This is a genomic window from Streptomyces typhae, from assembly GCF_009755605.1.
Taxonomy (GTDB): domain Bacteria; phylum Actinomycetota; class Actinomycetes; order Streptomycetales; family Streptomycetaceae; genus Streptomyces; species Streptomyces typhae.
Genome location: NZ_WPNZ01000005.1, coordinates 75992 through 101423, shown reverse-complemented (window position 1 = coordinate 101423; position 25432 = coordinate 75992). Strand labels below are relative to the sequence as shown.

Below are 25432 nucleotides of genomic sequence, written 5' to 3'. Positions count from 1 at the left end.
CACGCCCAGGGCGGCGGCGGATGCGGTCCCTGGCAGCATGCCAGCAACCACGGGCGTCGAAGGGGCTCCGATTGTGAACGACTGCAGCCGCCAACTGCCTTGTCCCGTACGCGGCTTACCTTTGTCCCGTACGCGGCTTAACGGCCGTCCGTCCGGATGGAGCCCCTCGACGTCGCACCCCCCGGCTCAGCGCACGCTGTAGACCTGTCCCGTCTGGGCGCCCTCCACCGAGCGGACGTACGCCTGCACGACCCGGGCCAGGTCGACGGGCTCCATGCCGGGGAAGTAGGGACCGTAGTCCGCGACGCTCTCCGTGAAGATCGTCGGGCTCACCGCGTTGACGCGCCGCGGGGCGATCTCGATGGCCGCCGCCCGCACATACGCCTCGACCGCGCCGTTGGCCAGGGACGCGGCGCTGCCCGCGACGATCGGCTCGTCGGCCAGGACACCGGAGATCAGGGTGAACGACCCGCCCTCGGCGACGTGGTCGAGTCCCTGCCTGACGAGTTCGACCTGGCTGAGCACCTTGCCGCGGAACGCGGCCTCGTAGTCCCCGGGCGCCATCTGCGCCAGGGGCTTGAAGGGAGTGTCACCGGCGGCGCTGACCACCGCGTCCACGGGGCCCGCCGCCTCGTACAGGGCGGCCGTGCCCGCCGGGTCGGCGATGTCGTGGCGCAGGTCGCCGCTGGTGCGGCCGACGGTGACGATCTGATGGCCGCGAGCGGCCAGGGTCTGGTGGACGGCGGCACCGAGCTTTCCGGCGGCACCGATCAGAAGGATCTTCATGGGGAGGACCCTAGAACCGCCGCGACACGGCCGGGAAATGCGTACCGCGCAGTGCTTATGCTTGCTGGTTATGGATGCTGATGAGAGGGGCGACGTGGCCACGGGCGGCGGGCTTCGGGGTGGGGAGCCGCTCGGCGGGGAGCCGCTCGGCGGCGGGAGTGCGGTGTCTGCCGGGGGCGGCGGGAGCGGGGAGCCGCTCGGCAACGGCGGGAGCCACGTGTCCGCCAGGGGCGGCGAGAGCGGGGAACCGCTCGGCAACGGCGGGAGCCACGTGTCCGCCAGGGGCGGCGAGAGCGGGGAACCGCTCGGCGACCGCGGGAGCGGGGAGCCCGTCGGCGACCGCGGGAGCCACGTGTCCGCCAGGGGCGGCGGCAGCGGGGAACCGCTCGACGACCGCAGAAGCCGCGTGTCCGCCAGGGGCGGCGGCAGCGGGGAACCGCTCGACGACCGCAGAAGCCGCGTGTCCGCCAGGGGCGGCAGGAGCGGGGAACCGCTCGGCGACCGCGGAAGCCACGTGTCCGCCGTCGGCAGCGGTGAGGGCCGCGCCCCCGGGAGCGGCGCCGGCGGCGTAGAGCTGCGGCATCTGCGTGCCCTCGTCGCCATCGGCGCCGAGGGCACCATCACCGACGCCGCCATCGCCCTCGGCGTCAGCCAGCCCGCCCTGTCGCGCACCCTGCGCCAGACGGAGTCCCGCCTGGGGACACGGCTCGTCGACCGCAGCACCCGGCACCTGGCGCTCACGGACGCAGGACGGCGCCTCGTCGATCACGCGCACCGCATCCTGGCCCTGGTCGACGACGCGCTCGCCGACACGGTGGCCGCGGAGGGCCGCCCGCTGCGCATCGGCTTCGCCTGGGGCGCGCTCGGCCGGCACACGGTGCCGCTGCTGCGCGCCTGGCGCGAGAGCCGCCCCGACATCCCCGCGCAGGTCCTGCGCCGCGACGACCCGGAGGCGGCGCTGCGGCGCGGCGAGGTGGACCTGGCGCTCCTGCGGACGCGGCCGCGGCCGGGCGGCGGCCTGGTGTGCGTGCCGCTGCTGAGCGAGCGGCGGGTGGCGGCGCTGCCGGTGGACCACGCGCTCGCGGGGCGCGACAGCGTGCGCCTCACGGACCTGTCGGCCGAGTCGGTGGTCATCTGCGCCACGGCGGCCACGACGGCCGCGCATCTGTGGCCGGCCGGGCAGCGGCCGCGCACCTTCGAGGTGCCCGGCGCGGACGAGTGGCTCACCACCATCGCCACGGGCGACGCCGTCGGGGTCACCGCGGACAGCTCGACCCACAGCCATCAGCACCCCGGTGTCCGCTATCTCCCGCTCGCCGACGCCCCTTCGGTGACGGTGTTCCTGGCCCACACGCGGACCGGACGGCATCCCGCGACCGCGGAGTTCATCGCCCACACCACACGCCTGCTGGCCGCCACCGCCGCGGCAGGACCGCTCTGACGCGGCCCGCGAGGAGCCGCGCCGACCGGGACCCGGGGCGACGGGCCCGGCCTCACCGTGCCGCCGCCGGAACCTGCGGGGCGGCCGGGCCGGGGCCGCACTCGAAGTCGACGGCGAGGTGCCCGGACAGCGCGCCGAGGAAGTCGCGGGCGTCGAAGATCTCCCCCGCGGACGCCACCCCGACCGTCCTGGTGCGCCCGGTGAGGATCCGGTGCACCGCCTCGACCGCGAGCGGCGCGGTGACGGCGTAGATGTCCTGCCCCCTGGCCACCGCCCGCCGCCGGTCGTCCCCGAGGCGCACGGTCACGTCGACGAGGAAGCTCTGGCCGGAGCGCCCTCGCTCGTCGACCGCGGCAGGTGACGGTGTGTCGGGCGCCGCCAGGTCCCCGGCCGCCTCGACCGTCATGTAGCTGTGCACGGCGGGCACGGACACATGGCTGGGGATGGTGACGGCGTCGGCCATCGTGAAGTCCCCGACGACGGCCCGCTCCCCCATCGGCTCGGGGAACGCCCACCGTACGGTGGCCGGCGCGTCGTCGTGGTACTGGAGCCGCCCCCCGGCGTACCGGACGCCCCGGCCGGCGCGCCGCCGGTGCGAGACCTCGCCCGCGGCGCGCGTGCCCGCGGTCGGGTGCCAGCCGCTCAGACCGTAGGCGATGTCGATGCCGTCGGCCGCCGTCCGGTCGCCGAGCGCGGCCGTGGCCAGCAGGTCGCCGAGGCCGCCGTAGAAGGCCATCGCGGGCACCACGACGGCTCCGGCGGCCCGCGCGCGGTCGGCGAACCGTGCGAACGTGTCGACGTTGGCCTCGATCTCCGCGGCCACGTCCACGTACGGGACACCGGCGCGCAGGGCCGCCTCGATCACCGGGGCGGCCGTGGTGGCGAAAGGACCCGCGCAGTTGATCACCGCCGCCGCACCCGCGAGCGCGCGGTCGAGCGCGGCCGCGTCGTCCACCGGAGCGGGCCGGACCTCGTCCCCCGGCGTGGACGCGGCGAGTTCCCGCAGCTTGTCCGCGTCACGCCCCGAGAGGACGGGGACGAAGCCGCGCTCCCGCAGGTGGTCCACCACGAAACGGCCGGTGTGACCGTACGCGCCGAACACCACGACCCTCTCCCCCACCGACCCCGTCGCCCCCACTGTCCCCGCCGTCCCCGCCGTCCCCGTCACCATGACATCTCCCGCCCACTCGTACGCCGTCGGCCGACCACCGGACCTGCTCCCGGCCGCTTGATCCACTGCGTCCATCCTGTCGAGCGCTCCCCCGCACCACCAGCGTCCGGAATGACATGACCCGTACACTTCCGGACATGGGAACTGTCGCGCTGGCCGTCACCGAGGGCATGCTCCATTTCGAACTGGCCGTGGCGTACGAGGTGTTCGGTTCCGCGCCCGACGCCGTGCCGGGACCCTGGTACGACGTCGAGGTGTGCGGGTCGGCCGCCGTGCGCGTCGGCCGCTTCCTGCTGGAGCCGGACCACGGACTCGACCGGCTCGCGAAGGCGGACACCGTGATCGTCCCGGGGTGGGCGGACGTGGCCGTGGCCCCGCCCGGCGACCTGGTCGACGCGGTGCGGGCGGCCCACGAAGCGGGGGCGCGCGTGGCCTCGCTCTGCACCGGCGCGTTCGTCCTCGCGGCCGCCGGCCTGCTCGACGGTCGGCGCGCGACCACGCACTGGGCGCACACCGACGTCCTGGCCGCCCGCCATCCCCGGGTGGAGGTCGATCCGGACGTGCTCTACGTGGACAACGGCAGCGTGCTCACCTCCGCGGGCAAGGCCGCCGCGCTCGACCTGTGCCTGCACCTCGTCCGCCGCGACCACGGCTCGGCGGTCACCAACACCGTCGCCCGCCGCCTGGTGGTGCCCCCGCACCGGGCGGGCGGCCAGGCGCAGTTCGTCACGGCTCCCGTGCCGGACCGGTACACCCACCCGCTCGCCGACCTGCTGCCGTGGGCCGTCGAGCGCCTGGACCGGCCGCTGACCGTGGCGGACCTGGCGCGGCAGGCCGGGCTGAGCTCGCGGCACCTGGCGCGCCACTTCAGGACGGTGACGGGCACCAGCCCCCTGCAGTGGCTCCTGACCCAACGGATCCACCGGGCGCAGGAGTTGCTGGAGACCACCGACGACAGCGTCGAGTCCATCGCGTCGGCCACCGGCATGGGCACCGCGACGACCCTGCGCCGCCACTTCGGCCGCGCCGTCGGGGTGCCCCCGGACACCTATCGCCGCACTTTTCGTGAACGCTGAAACCCGCAGGCAGGGCCGGGAACGGACGGCGATTCGCACCGTGCGGGCGGCGGCGGGCGGCGGACTCGCCGGTGACCATCCCAAGATTCACTCGTTTGACGGAGGGCAGCTGGCGGTGTCATCAGCCTTCGGGAGGCGGCTCCTTTCATGCCCACGTCCCCACGTCGAACATCGGGCCCTGTCGAACGGGTGTCGCTCGGTCAAGCCGAGACCGCCCTCGTCGATCAGTACACCGGCCTGGTACGGCTCGCCTATCTGATCCTTCCGGTCACCCTCTCCCGGCACCGACGCGTCCTGCTCGCGCACGCACTGGTGCAACGTGCGCTGCCCGGCATGTGGCGCTTCACCCGGCGGGACACGGCGGCTCGGGTGCCCGCGCAGCGCGGGGGCGACGGCTCCCCCGGGTCCGGGTGGCTGCTGCTGCGCGTCCTGCGGGCGGCCCTCGCCCACGAGCGGCGTCCGCGCGGCTGGCCGAAGCGCCTGCCGCCGCCGCGCGCGCTGCGGGTGATGCTCCCCGTGGTGTGGGGGCTGCGCCTGTTCCCCCGGGCCGGTGGCGTCGACGAGGTCGCGCTCGGGCAGGCCTGCGGCCAGGTCTGCCCCGCGGCCCGCGCCGCCTTCGTGCTGCGGCGCCTCGACGGCATGGCCGACGTACAGATCGAGGAACTCCTGGTGGCCGCGGGCGCGGACAAGGTGCAGGACGCGCTGCGGGCCTCCTACCGCCTGGAGGAGGTTGCGGGCAAGGCGGCCGAAGCGCTGCTGCGCTCCCGGGAGTTCGACGCCTGCTCGGTGCAGACACGCCCCACCGACCTGGTGCGGCGCAGGCGCCGGGTGCGGCTCTTCTGGATCGCCATGAGTCTCGCGGTCCTCAGCGCGCTGGTCCTGACCGGCCTCGAAGCCCGCGGCGGCGGGCAGTCCGCACCCGCGGCGCAGCCCACGGGCGCCCGCGCGAACGACCTGGTCCGGGTCCCCGCCCAGGAGTGGTCCGACACCGCACGCGTCGACTTCACGGCCTGGCCCGCCCGGGGTGCGCGGACCGACGACCGCGCACTGCTCACCCGCGCCCTCGCCGCCTGGTCGTCGCCGCCGCGCGGCACCGAGGTCACCTCGGCCCCGGCCACGGACACCGCACCGCCGGGCCGCTCACCGCAGTTGCTGTACGCGGGCGATGTCGACGGCCGCACGGTCGTCCTCTTCCACGACGGCGAGCGCGTCGTCCACTACGGCGAACCGCTCCCCGGGAAAGGCGGCCCCCACCCCTCCCTGCACTTCGCCCGCGCCGACAACTCCGGTGTGACCACCTCCGCCGCCCTCGCCGTGCACCGCGGCGACGGCCGCGTGCGGTATCTGACGGCGCCGTGGATCGCCGAGACGCAGACCCGCGACCTGCTCCGGCCGGACTCCCCGAACCGCCCCCTGAAGGTGTCGCCCGACGGCCTCACCGCCCCCGTACGCGGTCCCGTCGCCGGTGGCAGCTGCGACACGTGGCCGGTGCTGTGGCTGCGCTCCTCCTCCCGCATCGTGGAGAAGCACGCGTTCCTCCTCAGCGACCTGGGCGGTCTGCTGCCGGTCCACCTCTCCTACACCCCCCTGCCGGGCAACGGTGTGCCCGCGCGTCAGCCACGCGAGGTCATCAGCCCTTTGGCGCTGCGCAGTTGGGCCCGCACCGCCTGCCGGCTGCCGGAACTCGGCTCCGGGGCCCGGTCGGTGAACGTCTGGGACTTCGCCGAGCAGGACCTCCCCGAGTCGGCGGGGCAGGCCGTGTGGTCCTGCGCCCGCACCACCACCTGGCGCGGCCCCGGCCAGGTGCTCCTCCAGTTCGCGGCACCGGCGACCGGGGACCGCGGGGCGGCCCGGGTCGTGGCGCGGGCCCGGTCCACGGCCGCGTGCGGCCGGTTCGGCCAGCACGTCGTCGCGAGCACCACCTGGCGGGCGGACTCCGGCAAGCGGTACGTCCTGGCCGCCGGGAGCCGCGAGGTCACCGGCATCGACACCTCGGGGGACGTGCGGGCGTCCGCGTCGGGCAGGACCCTCGCGAAACCGGTACCGAAGGGCGCCCGCGTCGAGGTGCGTGCCCGCCTCAGCACGGGCGGGACGCTGGCCCCGGTGGGGAGTACCGAATGACCGCGGGGCGGCACCGTGAGGTGCCGCCCCGCTCCCTTGCGCCGTACTCGTCCGGGCCGCTGCCCGGAACGGAGTCCCCAGGCCCCTGTGGGTCCTAGGACTGCGGACGGCTGCCGTGGTTCGCGCCGTTCTTGCGGCGGGCCTTCTTCTTACGGCGTCGCTTCGAGGACATCGCTACCTCCCAGGGGTGTGCTGTTTCGTACGGATCTTCGTTCTCCCCGGATGATGAATGTCCAGGTGAGCTCCCGGCCGCCTACCCCGCCGGGCCGACGCGATGACGTGTCGTACGTCACATGCGTCACGTACGCCCCAGCATGGCAGACCATCCGCCGAACCGGGAAACGGAGCAGGTCGCGGGGCCGGCGGCTCAGCCACGCAGGGTGTCGAGCCAGCCGGTCAGCAGCCGGTTGACCTCGTCGGGGCGCTCCTGCTGGATCCAGTGGCCGCAGCCGTCGAGGAGGTGGGACGCGGACAGGGCTGGGAGGGTCGCGGGGAAGGCGTCGATGGCGTCGGCCATCCACGTGGTGGAGGCGTCCGACGTGCCGCCGATGAACAGGGACGGCTGTTCGACGGGGGCGCCGCGGTGGGCGGCGAGGTCCTCCCAGTCGCGGTCCATGGCGCGGTAGCGGTTGAGGGCACCGGTCAGGCCCGTGCGCTCGAACTCCCCGGCGTAGAAGTCGAGGTCGTCCTCGCTCAGCCAGCCGGGCCGGACCCCGGCGGGGAAGCGGTCGCGCAGCCTGCCGTCGCCCCGGGTCACGAAGTGCGGGTCGGGTTCGCCGCCGGCGGGCATGGTGTCGGCGGACAGAGCCGCGTAGAAGCCGGCGAGCCAGCCCCTGACGTCGGGCTCGATCTCCGCTTCGGCGCGACCTGGCTGCTGGAAGTAGGAGACGTAGAACTCCTGCTCGGACCCGCCGATCCGCCCGAAGACGTCGGAGGGCCGGGGCCCGCCGGGCGGCGCGTACGGCACGCTCAGCAGCGCGACGGCCCGGAAGACCCCGGGGTGGAGCAGGGCCGAGGTGGCGGCGATGTTGGAGCCCCAGTCGTGCCCGACGACCACCGCGCTCTCCGCCCCGAGGGCCCGCACGACCGCGACGTTGTCCTCCACCAGGTCGCGCAGCCGGTAGGCGTCGGCCGCGGCGGGCCTGGAGGAACGCCCGTACCCGCGCACGTCGAGCGCCACCGCCCGATAGCCCGCCGCGGCGAGGGCCGGAAGCTGATGCCGCCAGGAGTACCAGGACTCGGGGAACCCGTGCACGAGCAGAACCAGCGGCCCCGCCCCCTGCTCGACCAGATGCAGGCGCCCGGCCGGACCCTCGACGGTGCGGTGGCGGAGCGCGGCGGACGGCTCGGGATGCATGGCTTCTCCTGGGGTCGCGAGCGGCGGGATATGTGTCGATCATGCGGTGGGGCGACCGCGTGGGACCATCGGTTTTGCCGTTCCGGCAAACCGCGTGCATCCGGTCCGCCGTGCGGAGAACCGGGGGCGTGACCCGGGCTCCAGGATTCAGGCCACGGACACGGGCCTCGGCAGACTCCTGAGGTCGTCGGTGTCCGCAAGGAAGACACAGGCAGTGAGGCTCCCCCCAGCGTTCCTTGGCGTGATCTGTGGCGGCGCGGCGGCGCGTCCCGAGGGCAGACTTGCCCGGGAACTCCGGACCTGCGTACCGGCGGTTCTTCGTGACTGCGTCTGGGCGGGCGGGGGGACGGACCATGGAGCGGTGGGGCGGGACGCGTTCGGGCGGGGAGGCGGGGGCTGCGGCCGGGCGGGGTGTGCTGGAGGGGGCGTTCGGCCTGCTGGAGGAGCTCGCGCGGGTCGGTGAGGCGGGGCTCACCGAGCTGGCCGCGAGGACCGGCCTGCCGAAGACGACGGCGCATCGGCTGCTCGGCCAACTCGGCGCGCTGGGCGCGGTGGAGCAGCACCGGGGCCGCTACCGCGTGGGGGCGACCGTCGCCCGTCTGGGGCAGTCGTGGACGGCTCCCCGCCTGTGGGAGAGGAGGGCGGCGGCACCGCTGCGGCACCTGGCCCTGGAGACCCGGGCCACCGTGTGCGTCGCCGTTCCCTCGACCGGCCGCACGACGGTCGTCACCGGTATCGCGGCGGCGGCGCGGGAGTTCTTCCCGCACCTGCCCGGCCAGACCCTGCCGCCCGACAGCGCGGCCGATGTCGTCTTCGCAGCGGCCGGGCCCTCGGCGGAGCCGCCGCCCGACCACACCCCGAACCAGTGGGCGCGCCGCCTGCGCGGAGCACGGGAGCGGGGCGCGGACCTCCATCAGTACGAATGGGGCGGCGAGCGGCTGTGTCTCGCGGTGCCCGTACGCGCCCGGTCGGGTGAGATCGTCGCCGCGGTCGGTGTGGCCGTACCGGATCCGCGCCGCATCGCCCACACCACCGAAGTCGCGCAGCGCAGCGCCCGGATGCTCAGCAAGGCCATCGGCTCGATCGGCTCCGCCGGCACCTAGGACCTGTCGTCGAACTCCCCCCTGCCAGGTGGCCGCCCTCCGGGCGGCGGAGGGAGTGTGACGACAGGCCCCAGCGCGGTTCGGGAGCCGTCACGTCCTGCGCCCTGGCCGGGCGGCGGGCATCACCGGCGCCGTCAGGGAGCCGCGGGCCCCTCGGCCTGCCGTGCCCGGGTGACTGCCTCCCGCGGACCGCCGGACGCCGCGAGGCCGAGCCCGGTGAGCCGCCCCACCACCCGCCCCAGCCAGTCGGCGTCGGCGAGCCGGTGCGCCTCGCCCGCGGCGACCGTCTGCCGCAGCAGTTCCTCAAGGAAGGCGATCTCGTAGACGCCGTACCAGCGCGGATGCCGCTCGAACCGGACCCGGCGGTCCTCGTACGGGTGCCGCAGCGTCATGCCGAGGTGGCCGCCGCCGCGCCCCCTGAAGCCGGGGAGGCCGCCGAGCCAGCCCGAGACCGTGAAGTTCCCCTTCGCCGGGTGTCCGCGCCCGACCACCACGTCCATGCCCAGCATGATCCTGGTCCAGGGGGTCGGCTCCCCCTCGGCGCGGGCGTCGGCGCCCGCACTCGGCCCGTGCTGGTACAGCCCCTCCGTACGGAACTCCACCCAGGGGCCGTCGGGATGCCCGCGGACGTCACCCACCAGGCAGCGTCCGTCGATCACTTCCAGGGGTCCGAGAGTCGCGGCGTTCTCCCTCATCGGCACATTGGATCACGGGTGGGGCCGGTCGGGGCCCTTCGGGCGCCGGGCCGTCGTCCCCCGGGGGACGACCCGGTGGCTGAGCACCGTCGTCGCGGCACCGTCCGCCGCGCCCTCCGCGCCGGTCGCCGTCGCGGGTGTCCCGGGCGACGCGGACGCCGAACCGGCTCGGGCCGCCGTGTCGATGATGTGCCGGGCGGCCAGGGAGCCCATCTCGTACAGCGGCAGACGCACCGTGGTGAGATCGACGAACTCCGCGGTACGGAGATCGTCCATGCCCGCCACGGAGATCTCCCCCGGCACATCGATCCCCGCCTGCCGCAGGGCGCTCAGGGCGCCGACGGCGGCCTCGTCGTTGGCCGCGAGGACGGCGTCGGGGAGCGGTCGGTGCGCGATGAGCCGCAGGGTGGCGGCGTGCCCGGACTGGTAGTCGAAGCCGCCGGGGCGGCAGAGCGCGCCGTCGGCGAGCCCCGCGTCGGCCATGCGGGACAGGAAGCCCTCGCGCCGGTGCCGGGTGACGGTCATGCCGGGCGGGCCCTCGATGAACGCGACGCGCCGGTGGCCGAGCGCGACGAGGTGGTCGGTGATGTCGTACGCCACGGCGCGGTTGTCGACGACGACGGAGGGGCAGCCGAGGTCCCGCACGGCGAGCGAGACGGTCTGGATGCCCTGCTCCTGGGCGCGGCGCACGGCCTTGACCAGGTCGGGGGCCTGCGGATCGTCGACGTGGCCGCTGCCCGCGAAGATGACGCCCGCCGCGCGGTAGTCCCGCATGGCCTGAAGGCGGCTGATCTCCGTGGCGGTGCGCCGGTCGACGTTGGACAGCATGGTGACGTACCCCGCCCGGGTCGCCACGTCGTCCACTCCGCGCGCGATGACGGAGAAGTACGGATTGTCGATGTCGCTCACGAGGACGCCGACGAGACGGCTGTGCGGGGAGACCATGGCGCGGGCGAGAGCGCTGGGCGAGTACTCCAACTCCGCGGCGACGGCCAGGACTTTGGCCCGCGTCCTGGCCGAGATCGGATGGCTGGAACCACTCAGCACGCGCGACGCGGTCGACACGGCCACACCGGCCGCTCGGGCCACTTCCACCAGTGAACTCACATGCCACCATCCAGTGAAACGTTTGCCTTCGTGCCGCCAAAACTCGCACACACGCGGCGAGTTCGCAAGGCGCGCCGAGCCCCGCGCGCAGCCGTGGACCTGGGACGAACCACTCAACTGACGCACTCGGGCGCCCAGTTGCAACTTGACGGTTCCGCATTCCGAGTGTCTAACATCAGCACAAGGCATACGTTTGCCTAACCGTTGACCAGAGGAAATCCCAGCAGCTTGAGGGGGAAGTGGGAAGTCATGCAGCAATGGACCCGGCCCGGGTTACGGGCCGTCCTGACCCGCGGCAAACGGCTCGCCGTCACCGCGGTCCTGTGCGCCACCGCCGCGGCGGCCACCGCCTGCGGCAGCGGCACGGGGACCGTGACCCGCGCGGACGGAACGCTCTCGTTCACGGTGGCGGTCGTCGAACCGGACATCACGACCGTGCCGCTCCTCGCAGCCGTCGACGCCGTCCGCCGACAGGGGCACGACGTGGACGTCGTGGAGCTCGCCGCCCCCGAGCTGGCGATCGAGGGCCTCGCCAAGGGCGACTACGCGATCTCGGCCGAGGCCACGGGACCGGCGCTGAGCGCCGTCGAGCAGCACGCGCCCATCAAGATCATCGCTGATGTCGTCGGCAATCAGTGGGCTCTCTACGGCAGGCCGGGCATCGCCTCCTGCGACGACCTCGACCGGCGTCCGTTCGGCATCTTCAGCGCGGGCGCGGTCGCGACGGCCATGGCCAAGGACTGGGTGCGGACGCAGTGCGGCGACGGCAAGCGCCCGCGCTATCTGACGCTCGGCGGTTCGGATGTCCGCGCGCAGGCCCTCGCGTCGGGGGAGATCGACGCGACACCGCTGGAGGTGTCCGACGCCGTCTCCCTGGAGTCGGCGGACGCACCGGCCGCCGCCGGGCTCACCAAGCTCGCCGACTTCGCCCGGAGCCTGCCGGACGTGCACCCGCAGACCGTCTACGCGAACGCGGACTTCCTCACCGGGCACCGGGACGTCGCGCAGTCGTTCGTGACGGCGCTGGTGCGCGAGCACGCCAGGATCAATGAACGGCCGCAGCACCTGGCCCGCCTCGCGCGCACCTATCTGCCGCGGGAGGACGGGGACGACCTCGACCGGGTCGCCGAGCGGTACCGCGAGGCGGGCCTCTTCGACGCGGGGGCGCTCACCCGGGACAACGTCCAGGGCACCATCGACTTCTTCGTACGGGCCGGTGTGATCGGGCGGCGCGTGACCGCGGAGGACGCGGTCGACCTCAGCTTCATCAGGGCGGCCTCATGACCCTCTCGATCACGCGCCGGAGCGCGGCCGTGTTCCGGGCGGCCATGTTCCGCAAAGCGTTCCCGCACCCGAACGCGACCATCATCCCGGGCACGACGCCCGCCCCGGGAGCGACCCCCGTCCCAAGCACCACCACACCCCCGAACACCACCGCACTCCCCAGCACGACCACAGCCCGGAACGCGCCCACGCACCGGAAGCCGCGCCGAAGCGGCCGCGGCCCCCAGGCCGGCCCGCGGCCCACCCGCCCCACCGGGCCACTGCGCCGCCTCCTCGACATGAACCTGCCCTACCAGCTCCTGACGTTCGCGGTCCTCGCCACGTGCTGGGAGCTGTACGCCGGCGTGCGGGGCGGCCTCCTGCTGCCCGGATTCGCCGAGACGGTCCGGGCCACGGCCGGGCTGCTCGGAGAGGCGGAGCTGTGGCGCGCCCTCTACGTCAGCAACCAGGCCCTGGTGCTCGGCTTCGCCCTCGCCGTGGTCGTCGGCGTCCCGCTCGGCACCGCGCTCGGGCGCTTCCGGCTGCTCGAACGGTACGCGGACGTCCATCTGAACATCCTCCTCGTCACGCCGATGGCCGCCCTCATCCCGCTGCTCGTGATGTCGGTGGGCGTCGGAACGGTCTCGCGCGTCGTGCTCGTCGCGCTCTTCTCGGTCGTGATGGTGATCGTGAACAGCCGGGCGGGCGTACGGCAGGTGGACCCCGCGCTGATCGAGATGGCCCGCTCGTTCGGCGCCGGTGAGCGGACCGTCTGGGCGCGGATCCTGCTGCCCGCCGCCCTGCCCGCGGTCATGACCGGCGTACGCCTCGGTCTGGGGCGTGCGGTCACCGGGATGGTGCTTGTCGAACTGCTCATGGTCTCCGACGGCATCGGCGGCCTGATCCTCACCTACCGCGGTCTGCTCAAGGCCCCGCAGCTCTACGGCACCATCGCCGTCATCCTGGCCGAGGCCCTGCTCCTGGGCGCCGCCGCGCACTGGGCCGAGCGCAGGCTGGCCCGCTGGACCCGCCCGAACCCGTCCCGCACCCGCACGGCGAGGAGCCAACGATGATCACCATCCAGGGTCTTTCCAAGTCCTTCACCACCCGGAGCGGCGAGCGGGTCGACGCGCTGCGGGACGTCTCCCTGGACGTGGGCGAGAACGAGTTCCTGACCGTCCTCGGCCCCAGCGGCTGCGGCAAGACGACCCTGCTGCGGGCCGTCGCCGGGCTCGTGCCCTGGGACGGCGGGGACATCGCCGTCGACGGGTCACCGGTGCGCGGCCCCGGCCCCGACCGGGCAGTGGTCTTCCAGAACTTCGCCCTTCTGCCCTGGGCGACCGTCCTGGACAACGTCGCGTTCGGCCTCCGCATGCGCGGCGTCGGACGGGCCGAACGCGCCGAACGCGCGCGTTCGCTCATCGCCACGGTGGGTCTGGAGGGCTGCGAGGCCAAGCTGCCCGGCGAGTTGTCCGGAGGCATGCAGCAGCGCGTAGGCATCGCCCGCGCCCTGACCGTCCGCCCGCGGGTGCTGCTCATGGACGAGCCCTTCGGCGCCGTGGACGAGCAGACACGCCGCCTGCTCCAGGAGGAACTCCTCGCGATCTGGGAGGAACACCGGATGACCGTCGTGTTCATCACGCACAGCATGGAGGAGGCCGTGCTCCTCGGCGACCGCGTCGCCCTGATGAGCGCCCGCCCCGGGCGGATCGCCGAGATCGTACCGGTGCGCCTGCCCCGGCCCCGCTCGCGCGACGTCGGCGGTGTCGCGCGCTCCGGTGAGTACGCGGAGATCACGGCGTACCTGTGGGAGCGGCTGCGCGACATGCACGCGGAGCACCGGCCTGACCGCGCCCACCGTCCCGACGAGGTGGCCTCATGACCGCGCCGACCCCCGTGGAACACCGGCCCGGCGGTGCCCGGCGGCGCCCGGCGGCCGCCCGCCTGCGACGCCTGCCCGCCGCGCCCGTCAGCCTCGCGGCCGGCGCCGCCGCCTGGGAAGCGGTGGGGCGTACCGCCGACGCGTCGGCGCTGCCGCCGCTGAGCACGGTGCTCGACCGGCTCGTCGAGGCGACCCGGCAGGGAACGATCGCGAGCAGCCTGGCGGACAGCCTCGTCAATCTGGCCCTGGGGCTCGTCATCTCCCTCGCCGCCGGGCTCCTCGTGGGCACGGCCATGGGCCGGTGGCGCCGGGTCGACGCGGCGCTCGGCGTGTACGTGCACGCGTTGCTGGCCGCCCCGTCGCTCGTCTTCGCCCCGGTGTTCTTCTCGCTGCTCGGTGCGGGACGCGCCTCGATCGTGGCGGTGGTGGTGACGTACGCCGTGTTCGTCGTCGTCGTCAACACGGCTGCGGGCGTCCGGTCCGTGCCCCCGCACCTGGTCGAGATGGCCCACTCGTACGGCGCGAGCGAACGGCAGGTGCTCGTACGCGTGGTGCTGCCCGCCGCGGCGCCCCTGATCATGGCCGGGGTCCGGCTCGGTGTCGGCCGCGCCGTCACCGGCATGATCAACGGAGAGATGTTCATCTCCGTGGTGGGCCTCGGCCGCCTCGTCACCGAAGCCGGCGGGCGCTTCGACAGCGCGGGCGTTCTCGCCGTACTGCTGATCGTGATCGCCGTCGCCCTGGCGGCCCTCGCACTGGTCCAGGCCGTCGACCGGACGGTCACCCGCTGGGTTCCCCGCACTTGGAAGGAAGAGCGATGAGGATGACGACGACAACCGACGCGGAGGCGGCGGCGATCAACACGTTCAACCCGAAGGGAGCGTCCGTCGACACAGTCACCCCGAAGGGAGCGGCCGTCGACACGGTCGATCCGAAGGCAGGTGTGACGGGCCCGGACGGCTCGAAGACGGACATCCGGAGACTCGACGCCTACAGCCACATCCTGCCCGCCCCCTACTTCGCGCGGATGCGCGAACTCGCCGTCGACTCCGGCGCCCTGAAGCGCTGGCTGGAACTGGACGCGCTGCACGACGTCGACGCGCGGCTGCGGATGATGGACACGTTCGGCGACGGCTACCAGCAGGTGCTCACCCTCTCCTCACCGCCGATCGAACTGCTCGCGGGACCGCGGGACTCCCCCGCCCTCGCGCGGCTCGCCAACGAGTCGATGCACGCGCTGTGCGAGCGGTACCCCGACCGGTTCCCGGCGTTCGTCGCCTCCCTGCCGATGAACAACCCGGACGCGGCGCTCGCCGAGATCGCCTTCGCGCTCGACGGCCTGGGCGCCCGCGGTGTGCAGGTCTTCACCAACGTCAACGGCAGGCCCCTGGACGATCCGGCCTTCCACGGCGTCTTCGCCGAGATGGCCCGGCGTGACCTGCCCATCTGGCTGCATCCGGCCCGCGGCGCGGGCTTCGCCGACTACGCCGCCGAGGACACCTCCCGGTACGAGATCTGGTGGGCCCTCGGCTGGCCGTACGAGACGAGCGTCGCCATGGCCCGGCTGGTCTTCTCCGGCCTGCTCGAACGGCACCCCGACATCAAGATCATCACCCATCACCTGGGCGCGATGATCCCGTACCTGGAGGGGCGGATCAGGCTCGGCTGGAGCGAACAGCTCGGCAGCCGCACCGCGGGCGACGACCTCGCGCGCCTGCGGAGCACGACGCCGCCGCGCCCGCCCCTCGACTACTTCCGCCGCTTCTACGCGGACACGGCCCTCTCGGCGTCCGCGATCGGCATCCGCTGCGGCCTGGACTTCTTCGGCACCGAACACGTCCTGTTCGGTACGGACTGCCCCTTCGACCCGGAGGGCGGCCCCGGATTCATCCGCGAGACGATCCGCGTCCTGGACGCGCTCGATCTCACGGCCGGCGCACGCGAGCAGATCTATCACGGCAATCTGCTGCGCCTGATGCGGCTGCCGGGATGAGCGAGGCCCGCGCGTCGGGCGGACGACGCGCGGGCAGCGCACGCAGCACACACAGCTCACGCGGAACACAGCGGCGACCCGCGTTCGCCGAGCTGATGGCGCGGCCGGGAACCGATGGCCGTTGACGGACGGAGGGCAGCGGCGCGACCAGGAGCCGGAGACCGTCGGTCGACGATCCGTGCGGACGCGGCCTCCGCTCCGTCACCCCGTCACTCCGTCGCCGTCACTTCGTCAACCCGTCACTCCGTCACCCCGTCACTCCGTCCACAAACATGTGACGGCAGATCAAGTGATCAACACATCCACGCTACCCGCGCGTAACCGGCGGTGCCTTGGATGGCCGCGCCGGTGCAGGACCCAGCCGGTTCCGCCCCCCACCCCCACAGGGAGAGCCTCCCATGCCCCACTCCACGCCCCGTGCGTACACGGTCGGCGCCGCTTCCGTGTCCCTGGCCGTGGCGGCGGCGCTCGCCGCGACCGCGCCCACCGCGACCGCCGCCGTGCCCGCGAAGCCCGCCGCCGAGGCGACGCCGAGCCTGAAGGTCCTCACGTACAACGCCTTCCTGTTCAGCAAGACGCTGTACCCGAACTGGGGCCAGGACCACCGAGCCAAGGAGATCGCCGCGGCCGGGTTCTTCCGGGGCAACGACGTCGCCGTCGTCCAGGAGGCCTTCGACAACTCCTCCTCCGAGGTGCTGCGGCAGCGCGCCGAGGCGGACTATCCGCACCAGACCCCGGTCCTGGGCCGGTCCAAGAGCGGATGGGACGCGACCGGGGGCGCGTACTCCGCGGTCACGCCGGAGGACGGCGGGGTGACCGTCCTGAGCAAGTGGCCGATCGTGCGCAAGGAGCAGTACGTCTACAAGGACGCCTGCGGCTCGGACGCATACTCCAACAAGGGCTTCGTGTACGCCGTCCTCGACGTGCGCGGCACCAAGGTGCACGTGGTCGGGACGCACACGCAGTCGACCGACCCCGGCTGCGCCTCGGGCGAGGCGGCCGCCACCCGGTCGAAGCAGTTCAAGGAGCTCGACGCCTTCCTGGACGCGAAGAGGATCCCGGCGGGCGAACAGGTCCTGGTGGCGGGCGACCTCAACGTCGACGGACACAGCGGCGAGTACGCCTCGATGCTCGCGGACGCCGGGCTCGCGCCCGCGGACTCCCGCACGGGACACCCGTACTCCTTCGACACCAAGGACAACTCGATCGCCTCCGAGCGCTACCCGGACGACCCGCGCGAGGACCTCGACCACGTCCTGCACCGCAAGGGCCACGCCCGCCCCGCCGCCTGGCGCAATGATGTGATCAAGGAGGTCAGCGCCCCCTGGACCGTGTCGAGTTGGGGCAAGGAGTACACGTACACCAACCTGTCCGACCACTATCCGGTGCTCGGCCGGTAGAGCCCTCTCGCCGCCGGCCGGCCGGGCGCCGGTGCCGGGCCCACCAGTTCCGTGAGGACGTCCTCCATCGTGACGAAGCCGATGACGGTTCCCTTGTCGCCGGTGACGGCGGCGAGGTGGCTGTCCATGGCGCGCAGCGCGGTGAGGGTGTCGTCCAGCGGGGTGTCGATCCGCACCCTGGTGAGCGGGTGCAGGGCCGTGTGCGGGAAGGGCCGGTCGCGGTCGGCGACGCCCAGGCTGTCCTTGATGTGCAGATAGCCGAGGAGGGTCCCGCCCGCGCCGGTGACGGGGAAGCGGGAGTAACCGGCCCGCGCGGCGACCTGCTGGAGGCGGGCCGCGGTGACGGTGTCGTCGACGGTGCGCATGCGCGCGGCGGGGACGAGGATGTCGCCGACCGGTCGTGTACCCAGTTCCAGGGCGTCGCGCAGCCGCTCGCCGTCGGCGGCCGTCAGGAGCCCGGCCTGGCTCGCGTCCATGACCATGCGGGCCAGTTGGTCGTCGGTGAAGACGGCGGCGACCTCGTCCTTGGGCTGGACCTTCAGCAGCCTCAGGGCTCCGTTGGCGAAGGCGTTGATGCCGAAGACCAGCGGCTTGAGGGCCCGGGTGAGGGCGACCAGGGGCGGGCCGAGCAGCAGGGCGCTCGGCACGGGCGCGGCCAGCGCGATGTTCTTGGGGATCATCTCGCCGATCAGCATGTGCGCGTACGTCGCCGCGGCGAGCGCGATCACGAAGGCGACGGGGTGCACGAACGCGCCGGGGATGTGCGCCGCCTCGAAGGCAGGCTCCAGGAGGTGGGCGATGGCCGGTTCGGCGACCGCGCCGAGGACCAGGGAGGACACCGTGATGCCGAGCTGGGCGGTGGCCATCAGCGCCGAGATGTGCTCGACACCCCACAGGGTGGCCCGCGCCCGGCGGTTGCCTTCCTGCGCCGCGGGCTCTATCTGGCTGCGGCGTACGGAGATGAGGGCGAACTCGGCCCCGACGAAGAAGGCGTTCGTCAGCAGCGTCAGGGCGCCGATGAGGAGCTGGACGGTGGTCATCGGGCGTCCTCCATGGCCTGCCGGGCGGCGGGGGCGGTGATGCGGACGCGGTCGGCGCGGTGGTGGGCGACCGCGAGGACGGTCAGGCGCCAGCCGTCGACGTCGACGCTGTCGCCCCGCGCCGGGATCCGGGTCAGACGGGTCGCGATCAGTCCCGCGAGGGTCTCGTACGGGCCGTCCGGTGCCGTCAGGCCGACGGCGTCGAGCTGGTCGATGCGGACACCGCCGTCGGCCTCCCACTCGGGCCGCTCCTCCGCGCCCCGCGGGACGGGCAGCAGATCCGGGGCCTCCACGGGGTCGTGCTCGTCGCGGACCTCGCCGACGACCTCCTCGACGAGGTCCTCGACGGTGGCGACACCCGCCGTGCCGCCGTACTCGTCGATGACCACGGCCATGGTGCGGGCCGCCCGCAACTGTTCGAGGAGCCGGTCCGCGGACAGGCTGTCGGGTACGAGGAGCGGTTCGCCGGCGAGGTCGGTGACCGGGGTGAGGTCCCGCTCCGCGGGGTCGAGGGCGAGGACGTCGCGGATGTGGACGGTGCCGATGACCTCGTCGAGGCTGTCGCGGTAGACCGGGAAGCGGGAAAGGCCGGTGGCGTGCGTCAGGGCTGCGGCGTCCGCCGCCGTGGCGTGGGCCTCCAGAGCGCGCACGTCCACGCGGGGCGTCATGACGTTCTCGGCGGTCAGCTCGCCGAGGTGCAGGGTGCGCACGAACAGTTCCGCGGAGTCGGCCTCGATGGCGCCCTCGGCCGCCGAGTGCCGGGCGAGGGCCACGAGCTCCTTCGGGCCGCGAGCGGAGGCGAGTTCCTCGGCCGGTTCCAGGCCGACGCGGCGCACGAACCGGTTCGCGGTGTCGTTCAGATGCCGGATGAAGGGCCCGAAAGCGGTGGTGAAGCCGCGCTGGGGTGCCGCCACCACCTTGGCGACGGCCAGGGGGCGCGAGATCGCCCAGTTCTTCGGCACCAGCTCACCGACGACCATCAGGACCACGGTGGACAGCACGACCCCGAGGACCGTGGCCGCGGCCGGAGCGGCACCGCCGAGGCCCGCGCTCCGCAGCGGTCCGCGGAGCAGGGCGGCGAGCGAGGGCTCGGCGAGCATGCCGATCACCAGCGAGGTGACGGTGATGCCGAGCTGGGCGCCGGAGAGCTGGAACGTCAGCCGGCGTGCCGCCTTGAGGGCGCCTGCCGCACCCCGCTCACCCGCTTCGGCTGCCCGTTCCAGGTCACCACGCTCGACGGTGGTCAGGGAGAACTCGGCGGCCACGAAGACCGCGCAGGCCAGGGTGAGGAGCAGGGCCAGGAGCAGCAGGAGCACCTCGGTCACCGTGCCACCCCCGTTCCCTCGACCTCGGGTCGCGCGCGGTGCGCGCGGGGAATGGCACGGCTGGTACTGGGAGGCTCACCCATCGCGGGTCCGTGGCTCCTTCGTTCAGGGGCTGTTCTTGCGGTGGCGGTATTTCTACAGTCACTGTAAAGGAAGCCTTCGTCGGTCAGGGCTCTGGTGAACAGTTCTTCGGAGAGGTGTCGGCGCTGTACAGGTGCGGAGCGGATCTTCGACGTGTACCCCGATACGGACCAGGCCCTTGTGGCGGCCACGGAGCGGCGTGACATCGTGGCTGCGCCGGCACAGCCGAGGGAAAGGCAGACTTCATGACGCGCGTTCCGGGGCGGCAGGCCCCCCAACCTGCCACCACGGCGGGAGCGCGCACGGCCGCCCAGGAAGGCGCGGATCATGATCTGCAGGCGCTGTTCGGCGAGTCCGCTGTCATATTCGCCTACCTCGCCGGTCCCGCTCACATGCTGGAGACGGCGAACGGGGCCTTCTTCGCCGCGATCGGCGGCGAGCGCACCGGTACCGGACTGCCGCTGGGGCAGCTGATGCCGGAACTCGCCGGGCAGGGCTTCATCACGCTCCTGGACCGGGTCTACCGCACCGGCGAAACCCACAACGCCCGCGATGCCCGCGTTCTGCTCGGTGAGGGCGACGGCGCCCGGGAGGGCTTCTTCGACTTCACCTACGAGCCCCGCTTGGACGCGGGCGGCAACGTGCGGGGAGTGCGGGTGGTCGGGGTGGAGACCACCCAGGTCAAGCACGCCCAGAGGCTGACAGCCGAGCACCGGGTGCTGCTGGAGCAGATCGCCCGCCAAGCCCCGCTGCCGGACGTGCTGGAGGGAATGGCGCGCGCCATCGAGGCTCTCGCACCCGAGGAAGTATTGGTGTCGGTGCTGCTCGCCGACCCCGACGGCCGGCATCTGCGGCACGGGGCAGCCCCCAGCCTGCCCGAGTTCTACAACCGGGCCATCGACGGCATCGCCACCGGCGAGGGCGTCGGCTCCTGCGGTACCGCTGCTCACCGCCGCCAGCGCGTGATCGTCGCCGATATCGCGACCGACCGGTTCTGGGACGACTTCCGGGCGCTGGCCGACCAGGCCGGTCTCGCCGCGTGCTGGTCCACCCCGATCCTGGCTCGCGACGGCGCCCTGCTGGGCACCTTCGCGATGTACCACCGCACCCCGCGCTCGCCCCAGGAAGCCGATCTCGCCCTGGCACGGGTCTTCGCCGACACCGCCGCGCTGGCCATCGAACGCCACCACGCCGAACTGGCCCGTGCGGCGGCAGAAGCACGGGAGAAGGCCGTCCGCGACGACCTTGCTTTCCTCTTGGAGGCCAGCAGCGCGCTCACCTCCGACCTGGACGCCGCCCAGGTGCTGTCGAGGCTGGCCGGCTCCTGCGCGCCGAAGCTGGCGCCGCTGTGCACGGTCGACCTCATCGAGGGCGGGCGGGTTCGCCGGGTCGCCGCCGCTGCCCCCACTCCGGGCGAGCGGGACCTGCTCACCTCCCACATCCCCGTCTACGACGCCGCGGACGACGCCGTCGCCCGCGTCCTGGCCTCCGGCACCAGCGAGGTGGCCCGCCGTACTCCCACCGGGCCCGGCCCCTGGCACGACCTTCATGTCACCGGCTACCTGTGCGTGCCCCTCATGGACCATGACCGGGCATTCGGTGCCGTGACCCTGCTGTCCACCGGTGACCACGTCTTCGACGGCCACAACGTCGCCCTGGCCGAGGAACTCGCCCGCCGCGCCGCCTCGGCCGCACGCAACGCCCGCCAGTACACCGACCGGGCCGCCCTCGCCCGCGACCTCCAAGCAGGGCTCCTCCTGCCCGATCTGCCCGACGTACCCGGCACCGACGTCGCCACCTACTACCACCCCGCCGGCGAAGGACTCGACATAGGCGGGGACTTCTACGACGTCTTCCCCCTCAAAGACGGCCGCTGGGCGTTCCTCCTCGGCGATGTCTGCGGCCGCGGCGCCATCGCCGCCACCACCACCGCCCTGGTCCGCCACACCGCCCGCGCCGTCGCCTCCCGCCTCCCGGGCCCCGCCGACGTCGTCCAGGCCGTCAACGAAGCCCTCATCGACCGGCCCGGCAGCCACGGCACCGGCTTCGTCACCCTCGTCTACGGCCGGCTCACCCCCACCCCCACCGGACTCGACATCGAATTCGTCCGAGCCGGGCACAACGCGCCCCTGCACCGGGACTCCTGCCGCACCGTGCACGCCCTCGACGCGAAAGGGCTGCTGCTCGGTGTCACCCCCGACGCGCACGTCACCCCCCACCGTCTTCATCTGCGACCCCACGAGAGCCTGGTCCTCTACACCGACGGCATCACCGAAGCCCGCCGCCAAGACGGTGACATGCTCGGTGATCAGCGCCTCGCCGAGGCCGTGGCGCGCCTCCCGGGCCGACCCCGCGCCCAGCTCATCATCGACAGGATCGTCACAACGCTGCACACCTTCACCGACGGCGGCGACATCGACGACGACCGGGCGATCCTCGTCCTGACTGCCACCGCCCCCCACAGCACGGCCACCCCATAGCGCTGCGCCCCGTGCCCGTCCGCCGCGGGGCACGAGGACCAGGCCTCGCCCCGGCCCGGTGACCACATACAGCGAATCGGCCCCGGGGACGCCGCCACAGATGTCGTGCCGGGCGAGGAGTGCGACCGAAAGCGCGGCCGGAAACGGGGCCGAAAGGTCCAGCCGAAAGTCCGGCCGGAAGTCCGGCGGCTCGCCCGCGGTACGGGTACTGGGCTGGGCCAACCGCGCTGTTCGGCCGGGAGAGTCGCCTCGTCGGTGGCTCATCGGACGGACAGCGCACGGGGGCGGTCTGGTGAGCACGTCGGTGTTGACTGCTTCCTGTCCGGCACGTCGGCGCGTTCCAGCGCAGTACTGACGAAAGGGAGAAACATGTCGCAACGCAAGAAGATCGTCACGGTCCTCGCAGCCACCGGACTGACCCTCGGACTCGTCAGCGGTCTGCACGCGACCGCCCAGGCGTCACCGTCGGCCGGCCCTGCCGGGAACCTCGCCACGTTCGAAGGCAAGAAGATCGATCTGTCACAGGACTGGGGGCAGGCGAAGGCGTGTGCGGTGTCGCGGGCACAGGGCGGGATTTCGTGCTTCCGTACAACGGGCGAGCGTGACGCGCACGCGGCGAAGCTGCTGGCACGGATGACGCCGGCGCAGGCCGCAGTGGCGTGCAGCCGTCCGCTGCACGTCTATGAGCACAACGGCGGCCGCGGCCGCGACCTGAAGTTCTACGACAAGGGTGGCTGGCAGAACCTCGACCGCTACAACTTCAACGACAAGACGTCCTCGTACCGCACCGGCAGCTGCAAGGCCCACCTGGCGGAGCACAACGACGGGCGCGGCTACTGGTATCCGGGGAACACCAACGCCAACCACTACGAGTCCGCGATGCGCAGCGGCTGGAACGACCGCGTGAGCTCGATCCAGAACTACTGAGCAAGCGCGATCCTCGAAGCATGGTCACCGGCGTGCGGCCGGATCGCCCGTCATGGGACGCTCCGGCCGTACGTCCCGCGCCGACGGCACCAGGTGCGGCTCCGGCTCCTGACCCTCGCAGCTGTCAGACGTCCCCTCGGCCGGCTCCAGGGAGGCCGGTCCGTCCACCGGTTCATCGCGGTGCCTCCGGGCGAGTTCAGAGCTTGTAGCCGCCACTCGCCTCGATGACCTGGGCGGTCACCCAGCGGCCCTCGTTGGACGCCAGGAAGGCCACGACCGAAGCGATGTCGGAGACCTCACCGAAGCGTCCCAGGGCCGTGTCCGCCTCGATCGCCGCCGCCATATCCGCGTTCTCGCGGACGGCCGCGTTCATGTCGGTACGCACCCAGCCGGGTGCGACGGCGTTCACCGTGATGCCTCGGGGCCCCAACTCCATCGCGAGGGCGTGCGTCAGGTTGTTGATGCCGGCCTTGGCCATGGAGTAGACGGGGACCGCCTGCATCGGTCGCGAAGCGGCGCCGGAGGAGACGTTGATGATCCGTCCGCCGTCCGCGAGGCGGCTCAGCGCCGACTGAACGATGAAGAACGGCGCGCGGGCGTGGACCGCGAACATCGTGTCCCAGCTGTCCGGCGTGGTGTCCGCGAGGCCGCCCCAGCCCGAGTTCCCTGCGTTGTTGACGAGCAGGTCGAGAGTCCGGACTCCCTTGCGCTGCGTGAACTCGTCGTCGAGTCGCGTGAACAGGTGGGGGATGGACTCCGCGTCGACGAGGTCCGCGTGGAGCGCAAAAGCGTTCCCGCCGTCCTTCTCGATCGTTGCGACGGTCTCCTCGGCACCGTCCTTACCGGCGTTGTAGGTGAGCGCGACGAGCGCGCCCTCCGCCGCGAGGCGTTCTGCTGTCGAGCGCCCGATTCCGCGCGAGCCTCCGGTGACGAGGGCGGTCTTTCCAGCGAGTGACTTCGACACGGGTCATTCCTGACTGTGAAAAGGATTTGTCTGATCGTGGCGCGTTGTCGCGCCCTGCTTCGGACGGTCTGGGCAGCGAGTACGGGGACTTCACTGATCGTCCAGGAGGGCTACGGCTCCGCGGGGGCAGGACTGGTGGGGATGCCGGTGGCGGACACCGTCAGTGCGTTGCTCACGTTCCCCACCGTAGGAGCGCGCCCGCGTATGATGAATAATGTGTCGTCCCAGAAACTTTACGCATCGTCCAGGCGGGACGGGTCTGTCGGATCAGGCGACCCGATCGTCGATGTGCTGCGGCTGCTGCGCACGCAGGCGGTCGTCCCGGCCCGGGTGCACGCCGCCTCTCCCTGGGCCGTGCGCTTCGATCCCCCCACGCACGTGAAGCTGGGCGTCGTCCTCAAGGGCGGGTGCTGGATGGCCCTCGACGGCTGCGAGCCGGTACTGCTGCGCAAGGGCGACTTCTTCCTGCTCAACAACCCGCCGTCCTACACGCTGGCCGACGTTCTCGACGTGCCGCCGGGCAAGGCCACTGCCTTTCACGAGAGCGAGCACGACGGCGAGGTGCGCATCGGCGCCAAGGACGATGAGGACACCTACGTGTGCTGCATCGACTTCGTCTTCGAGGAGGCCAACGCCTCGGTGCTCTTCGACGTGCTGCCGCCCGTCGTCCTCGTCCGGGCCGGCGACCCCCGCGGAGCGCTCCTGGCCAACCTCTCCGCCCTCACGGTCGCGGAAATGGAATCCGCCGGCGTCGGCCGCCCCCTTGTCCTTGAGCACCTCGCGCAGCTCATCCTCGTCCACATGCTGCGCGTCCATGCCGATCAGACCGATCGTCCCGTCGGCTGGCTCGGGGCGCTGGTCGAGGACGGCATCGGGGCGGCCCTGCGCGCGATGCATGCGGATGTGGGCCGACGCTGGACGCTCGACGAGCTCGCCGCGATCAGCCACATGTCACGATCCGCGTTCGCCGCGGCGTTCAAGGCCAAGGTCGGCACAGCCCCGCTGACCTACCTCATCGAGTGGCGGATGAGCCTGGCCCGTGACGCGCTGCGCAGTGACACCCGCTCCATCTCGGAGCTGGCCGCCGCGACGGGCTACGAGTCCGAGAGCGCCTTCAGTACGGCATTCCGGCGCGTGGTCGGGTCTTCTCCCCGATATTTCCGCGACGAGGCACGCCGACAGGCGCGGTGAGACCCCCGTCGGGCGGGGCCTCACCGCAC

22 protein-coding genes are annotated in these 25432 nt (G+C 72.9%); 13 read left to right on the top strand and 9 right to left on the bottom strand.

Going from position 1 to position 25432, the window contains the following annotated elements:
• Positions 1 to 186: 186 nt before the first annotated feature.
• On the bottom strand, positions 187 to 786 hold the full coding sequence (locus GPA10_RS10985) for a short chain dehydrogenase (protein WP_058846962.1): 600 nt from the start codon (positions 784 to 786) through the stop codon (positions 187 to 189).
• A gap of 70 nt (positions 787 to 856) precedes the next feature.
• On the opposite strand from GPA10_RS10985, the gene GPA10_RS10980 reads away from it, so the two are divergent.
• On the top strand, positions 857 to 2227 hold the full coding sequence (locus GPA10_RS10980; protein WP_157165336.1) for a LysR family transcriptional regulator: 1371 nt from the start codon (positions 857 to 859) through the stop codon (positions 2225 to 2227).
• A 52-nt stretch (positions 2228 to 2279) separates the two neighbouring features.
• On the opposite strand, the gene GPA10_RS10975 is transcribed toward GPA10_RS10980, so the two are convergent.
• Positions 2280 to 3398 (bottom strand): saccharopine dehydrogenase NADP-binding domain-containing protein, encoded by a 1119-nt coding sequence (locus GPA10_RS10975; RefSeq protein ID WP_157165335.1) that lies wholly within the window; start codon positions 3396 to 3398, stop codon positions 2280 to 2282.
• 137 nt (positions 3399 to 3535) lie between these two features.
• Here GPA10_RS10975 and GPA10_RS10970 point away from each other — a divergent pair, with 137 nt between their 5' ends.
• Complete coding sequence (locus tag GPA10_RS10970; RefSeq protein WP_058846964.1) at positions 3536 to 4474, top strand: helix-turn-helix domain-containing protein; 939 nt, start codon at positions 3536 to 3538, stop codon at positions 4472 to 4474.
• Between the two features lie 147 nt (positions 4475 to 4621).
• The gene (locus tag GPA10_RS10965; protein WP_157165334.1) at positions 4622 to 6595 is read left to right on the top strand and encodes a hypothetical protein; all 1974 of its coding nucleotides are present in this window, start codon (positions 4622 to 4624) and stop codon (positions 6593 to 6595) included.
• Positions 6596 to 6689: 94 nt separating this feature from the next.
• Here the strand turns inward: GPA10_RS10965 and GPA10_RS44010 are convergent, their stop codons facing one another.
• Together GPA10_RS44010 and GPA10_RS10960 are read right to left on the bottom strand one after the other, a co-directional pair.
• Positions 6690 to 6767, bottom strand: coding sequence for a 50S ribosomal protein bL37 (locus GPA10_RS44010; RefSeq protein WP_370443954.1), 78 nt, complete (start codon positions 6765 to 6767; stop codon positions 6690 to 6692).
• A gap of 195 nt (positions 6768 to 6962) precedes the next feature.
• A complete protein-coding gene (locus GPA10_RS10960; protein ID WP_157165333.1) occupies positions 6963 to 7952 on the bottom strand; it encodes an alpha/beta hydrolase in 990 nt (329 codons plus the stop codon).
• 353 nt (positions 7953 to 8305) lie between these two features.
• Here GPA10_RS10960 and GPA10_RS41660 point away from each other — a divergent pair, with 353 nt between their 5' ends.
• Entirely contained in the window at positions 8306 to 9055 is a 750-nt protein-coding gene (locus GPA10_RS41660; RefSeq protein ID WP_198351565.1) for an IclR family transcriptional regulator, read from the top strand.
• 134 nt (positions 9056 to 9189) lie between these two features.
• Here the strand turns inward: GPA10_RS41660 and GPA10_RS10950 are convergent, their stop codons facing one another.
• Entirely contained in the window at positions 9190 to 9750 is a 561-nt protein-coding gene (locus GPA10_RS10950; RefSeq protein WP_246259008.1) for a hypothetical protein, read from the bottom strand.
• Between the two features lie 12 nt (positions 9751 to 9762).
• Complete coding sequence (locus GPA10_RS10945; protein WP_343040661.1) at positions 9763 to 10857, bottom strand: LacI family DNA-binding transcriptional regulator; 1095 nt, start codon at positions 10855 to 10857, stop codon at positions 9763 to 9765.
• A 249-nt stretch (positions 10858 to 11106) separates the two neighbouring features.
• On the opposite strand from GPA10_RS10945, the gene GPA10_RS10940 reads away from it, so the two are divergent.
• The 6 genes from GPA10_RS10940 to sph all read left to right on the top strand — a co-directional run bounded on the left by GPA10_RS10940 (position 11107) and on the right by sph (position 17395).
• The gene (locus tag GPA10_RS10940; protein ID WP_157165331.1) at positions 11107 to 12141 is read left to right on the top strand and encodes an ABC transporter substrate-binding protein; all 1035 of its coding nucleotides are present in this window, start codon (positions 11107 to 11109) and stop codon (positions 12139 to 12141) included.
• Positions 12138 to 13193 carry an ABC transporter permease gene (locus GPA10_RS10935; protein ID WP_246259007.1) on the top strand — a complete coding sequence of 352 codons (1056 nt, stop codon included), beginning with the start codon at positions 12138 to 12140 and terminating at the stop codon, positions 13191 to 13193. The genes GPA10_RS10940 and GPA10_RS10935 overlap by 4 nt, the downstream gene beginning before the upstream one ends.
• Complete coding sequence (locus GPA10_RS10930; protein WP_157165330.1) at positions 13190 to 14002, top strand: ABC transporter ATP-binding protein; 813 nt, start codon at positions 13190 to 13192, stop codon at positions 14000 to 14002. Before GPA10_RS10935 ends, GPA10_RS10930 begins: the two co-directional genes overlap by 4 nt.
• The gene (locus GPA10_RS10925; RefSeq protein ID WP_157165329.1) at positions 13999 to 14823 is read left to right on the top strand and encodes an ABC transporter permease; all 825 of its coding nucleotides are present in this window, start codon (positions 13999 to 14001) and stop codon (positions 14821 to 14823) included. The genes GPA10_RS10930 and GPA10_RS10925 overlap by 4 nt, the downstream gene beginning before the upstream one ends.
• A 2-nt stretch (positions 14824 to 14825) precedes the next feature.
• On the top strand, positions 14826 to 15995 hold the full coding sequence (locus tag GPA10_RS10920; protein WP_246259006.1) for an amidohydrolase family protein: 1170 nt from the start codon (positions 14826 to 14828) through the stop codon (positions 15993 to 15995).
• A gap of 398 nt (positions 15996 to 16393) precedes the next feature.
• On the top strand, positions 16394 to 17395 hold the full coding sequence (gene sph, locus GPA10_RS10915) for a sphingomyelin phosphodiesterase (protein WP_157165328.1): 1002 nt from the start codon (positions 16394 to 16396) through the stop codon (positions 17393 to 17395).
• Here the strand turns inward: sph and GPA10_RS10910 are convergent.
• Positions 17374 to 18435: a hemolysin family protein gene (locus GPA10_RS10910; RefSeq protein ID WP_058847047.1), complete on the bottom strand. Its 1062-nt coding sequence runs from the start codon at positions 18433 to 18435 to the stop codon at positions 17374 to 17376. The genes sph and GPA10_RS10910 overlap by 22 nt on opposite strands.
• A complete protein-coding gene (locus GPA10_RS10905; protein WP_343040659.1) occupies positions 18432 to 19760 on the bottom strand; it encodes a hemolysin family protein in 1329 nt (442 codons plus the stop codon). Before GPA10_RS10905 ends, GPA10_RS10910 begins: the two co-directional genes overlap by 4 nt.
• A 326-nt stretch (positions 19761 to 20086) precedes the next feature.
• On the opposite strand from GPA10_RS10905, the gene GPA10_RS10900 reads away from it, so the two are divergent.
• Together GPA10_RS10900 and GPA10_RS10895 are read left to right on the top strand one after the other, a co-directional pair.
• Entirely contained in the window at positions 20087 to 22321 is a 2235-nt protein-coding gene (locus GPA10_RS10900) for a GAF domain-containing SpoIIE family protein phosphatase (RefSeq protein ID WP_157165327.1), read from the top strand.
• A gap of 369 nt (positions 22322 to 22690) precedes the next feature.
• Positions 22691 to 23248, top strand: coding sequence for a hypothetical protein (locus GPA10_RS10895; protein ID WP_157165326.1), 558 nt, complete (start codon positions 22691 to 22693; stop codon positions 23246 to 23248).
• Positions 23249 to 23444: 196 nt separating this feature from the next.
• On the opposite strand, the gene GPA10_RS10890 is transcribed toward GPA10_RS10895, so the two are convergent.
• Positions 23445 to 24212: an SDR family NAD(P)-dependent oxidoreductase gene (locus GPA10_RS10890; protein ID WP_343040658.1), complete on the bottom strand. Its 768-nt coding sequence runs from the start codon at positions 24210 to 24212 to the stop codon at positions 23445 to 23447.
• 216 nt (positions 24213 to 24428) lie between these two features.
• On the opposite strand from GPA10_RS10890, the gene GPA10_RS10885 reads away from it, so the two are divergent.
• Positions 24429 to 25403, top strand: coding sequence for an AraC family transcriptional regulator (locus tag GPA10_RS10885; protein WP_343040657.1), 975 nt, complete (start codon positions 24429 to 24431; stop codon positions 25401 to 25403).
• The last annotated feature ends 29 nt before the right edge of the window (positions 25404 to 25432 follow it).

Bases quoted from the DNA above. Each gene is read 5' to 3' on its own strand.
- GPA10_RS10985 (WP_058846962.1), bottom strand. From the start codon at position 786: ATGAAGATCCTTCTGATCGGTGCCGCCGGAAAGCTCGGTGCCGCCGTC.
- GPA10_RS10980 (WP_157165336.1), top strand. From the start codon at position 857: ATGGATGCTGATGAGAGGGGCGACGTGGCCACGGGCGGCGGGCTTCGG.
- GPA10_RS10975 (WP_157165335.1), bottom strand. From the start codon at position 3,398: ATGGTGACGGGGACGGCGGGGACGGCGGGGACAGTGGGGGCGACGGGG.
- GPA10_RS10970 (WP_058846964.1), top strand. From the start codon at position 3,536: ATGGGAACTGTCGCGCTGGCCGTCACCGAGGGCATGCTCCATTTCGAA.
- GPA10_RS10965 (WP_157165334.1), top strand. From the start codon at position 4,622: ATGCCCACGTCCCCACGTCGAACATCGGGCCCTGTCGAACGGGTGTCG.
- GPA10_RS44010 (WP_370443954.1), bottom strand. From the start codon at position 6,767: ATGTCCTCGAAGCGACGCCGTAAGAAGAAGGCCCGCCGCAAGAACGGC.
- GPA10_RS10960 (WP_157165333.1), bottom strand. From the start codon at position 7,952: ATGCATCCCGAGCCGTCCGCCGCGCTCCGCCACCGCACCGTCGAGGGT.
- GPA10_RS41660 (WP_198351565.1), top strand. From the start codon at position 8,306: ATGGAGCGGTGGGGCGGGACGCGTTCGGGCGGGGAGGCGGGGGCTGCG.
- GPA10_RS10950 (WP_246259008.1), bottom strand. From the start codon at position 9,750: ATGAGGGAGAACGCCGCGACTCTCGGACCCCTGGAAGTGATCGACGGA.
- GPA10_RS10940 (WP_157165331.1), top strand. From the start codon at position 11,107: ATGCAGCAATGGACCCGGCCCGGGTTACGGGCCGTCCTGACCCGCGGC.
- GPA10_RS10935 (WP_246259007.1), top strand. From the start codon at position 12,138: ATGACCCTCTCGATCACGCGCCGGAGCGCGGCCGTGTTCCGGGCGGCC.
- GPA10_RS10930 (WP_157165330.1), top strand. From the start codon at position 13,190: ATGATCACCATCCAGGGTCTTTCCAAGTCCTTCACCACCCGGAGCGGC.
- GPA10_RS10925 (WP_157165329.1), top strand. From the start codon at position 13,999: ATGACCGCGCCGACCCCCGTGGAACACCGGCCCGGCGGTGCCCGGCGG.
- GPA10_RS10920 (WP_246259006.1), top strand. From the start codon at position 14,826: ATGACGACGACAACCGACGCGGAGGCGGCGGCGATCAACACGTTCAAC.
- sph (WP_157165328.1), top strand. From the start codon at position 16,394: ATGCCCCACTCCACGCCCCGTGCGTACACGGTCGGCGCCGCTTCCGTG.
- GPA10_RS10910 (WP_058847047.1), bottom strand. From the start codon at position 18,435: ATGACCACCGTCCAGCTCCTCATCGGCGCCCTGACGCTGCTGACGAAC.
- GPA10_RS10900 (WP_157165327.1), top strand. From the start codon at position 20,087: ATGACGCGCGTTCCGGGGCGGCAGGCCCCCCAACCTGCCACCACGGCG.
- GPA10_RS10895 (WP_157165326.1), top strand. From the start codon at position 22,691: ATGTCGCAACGCAAGAAGATCGTCACGGTCCTCGCAGCCACCGGACTG.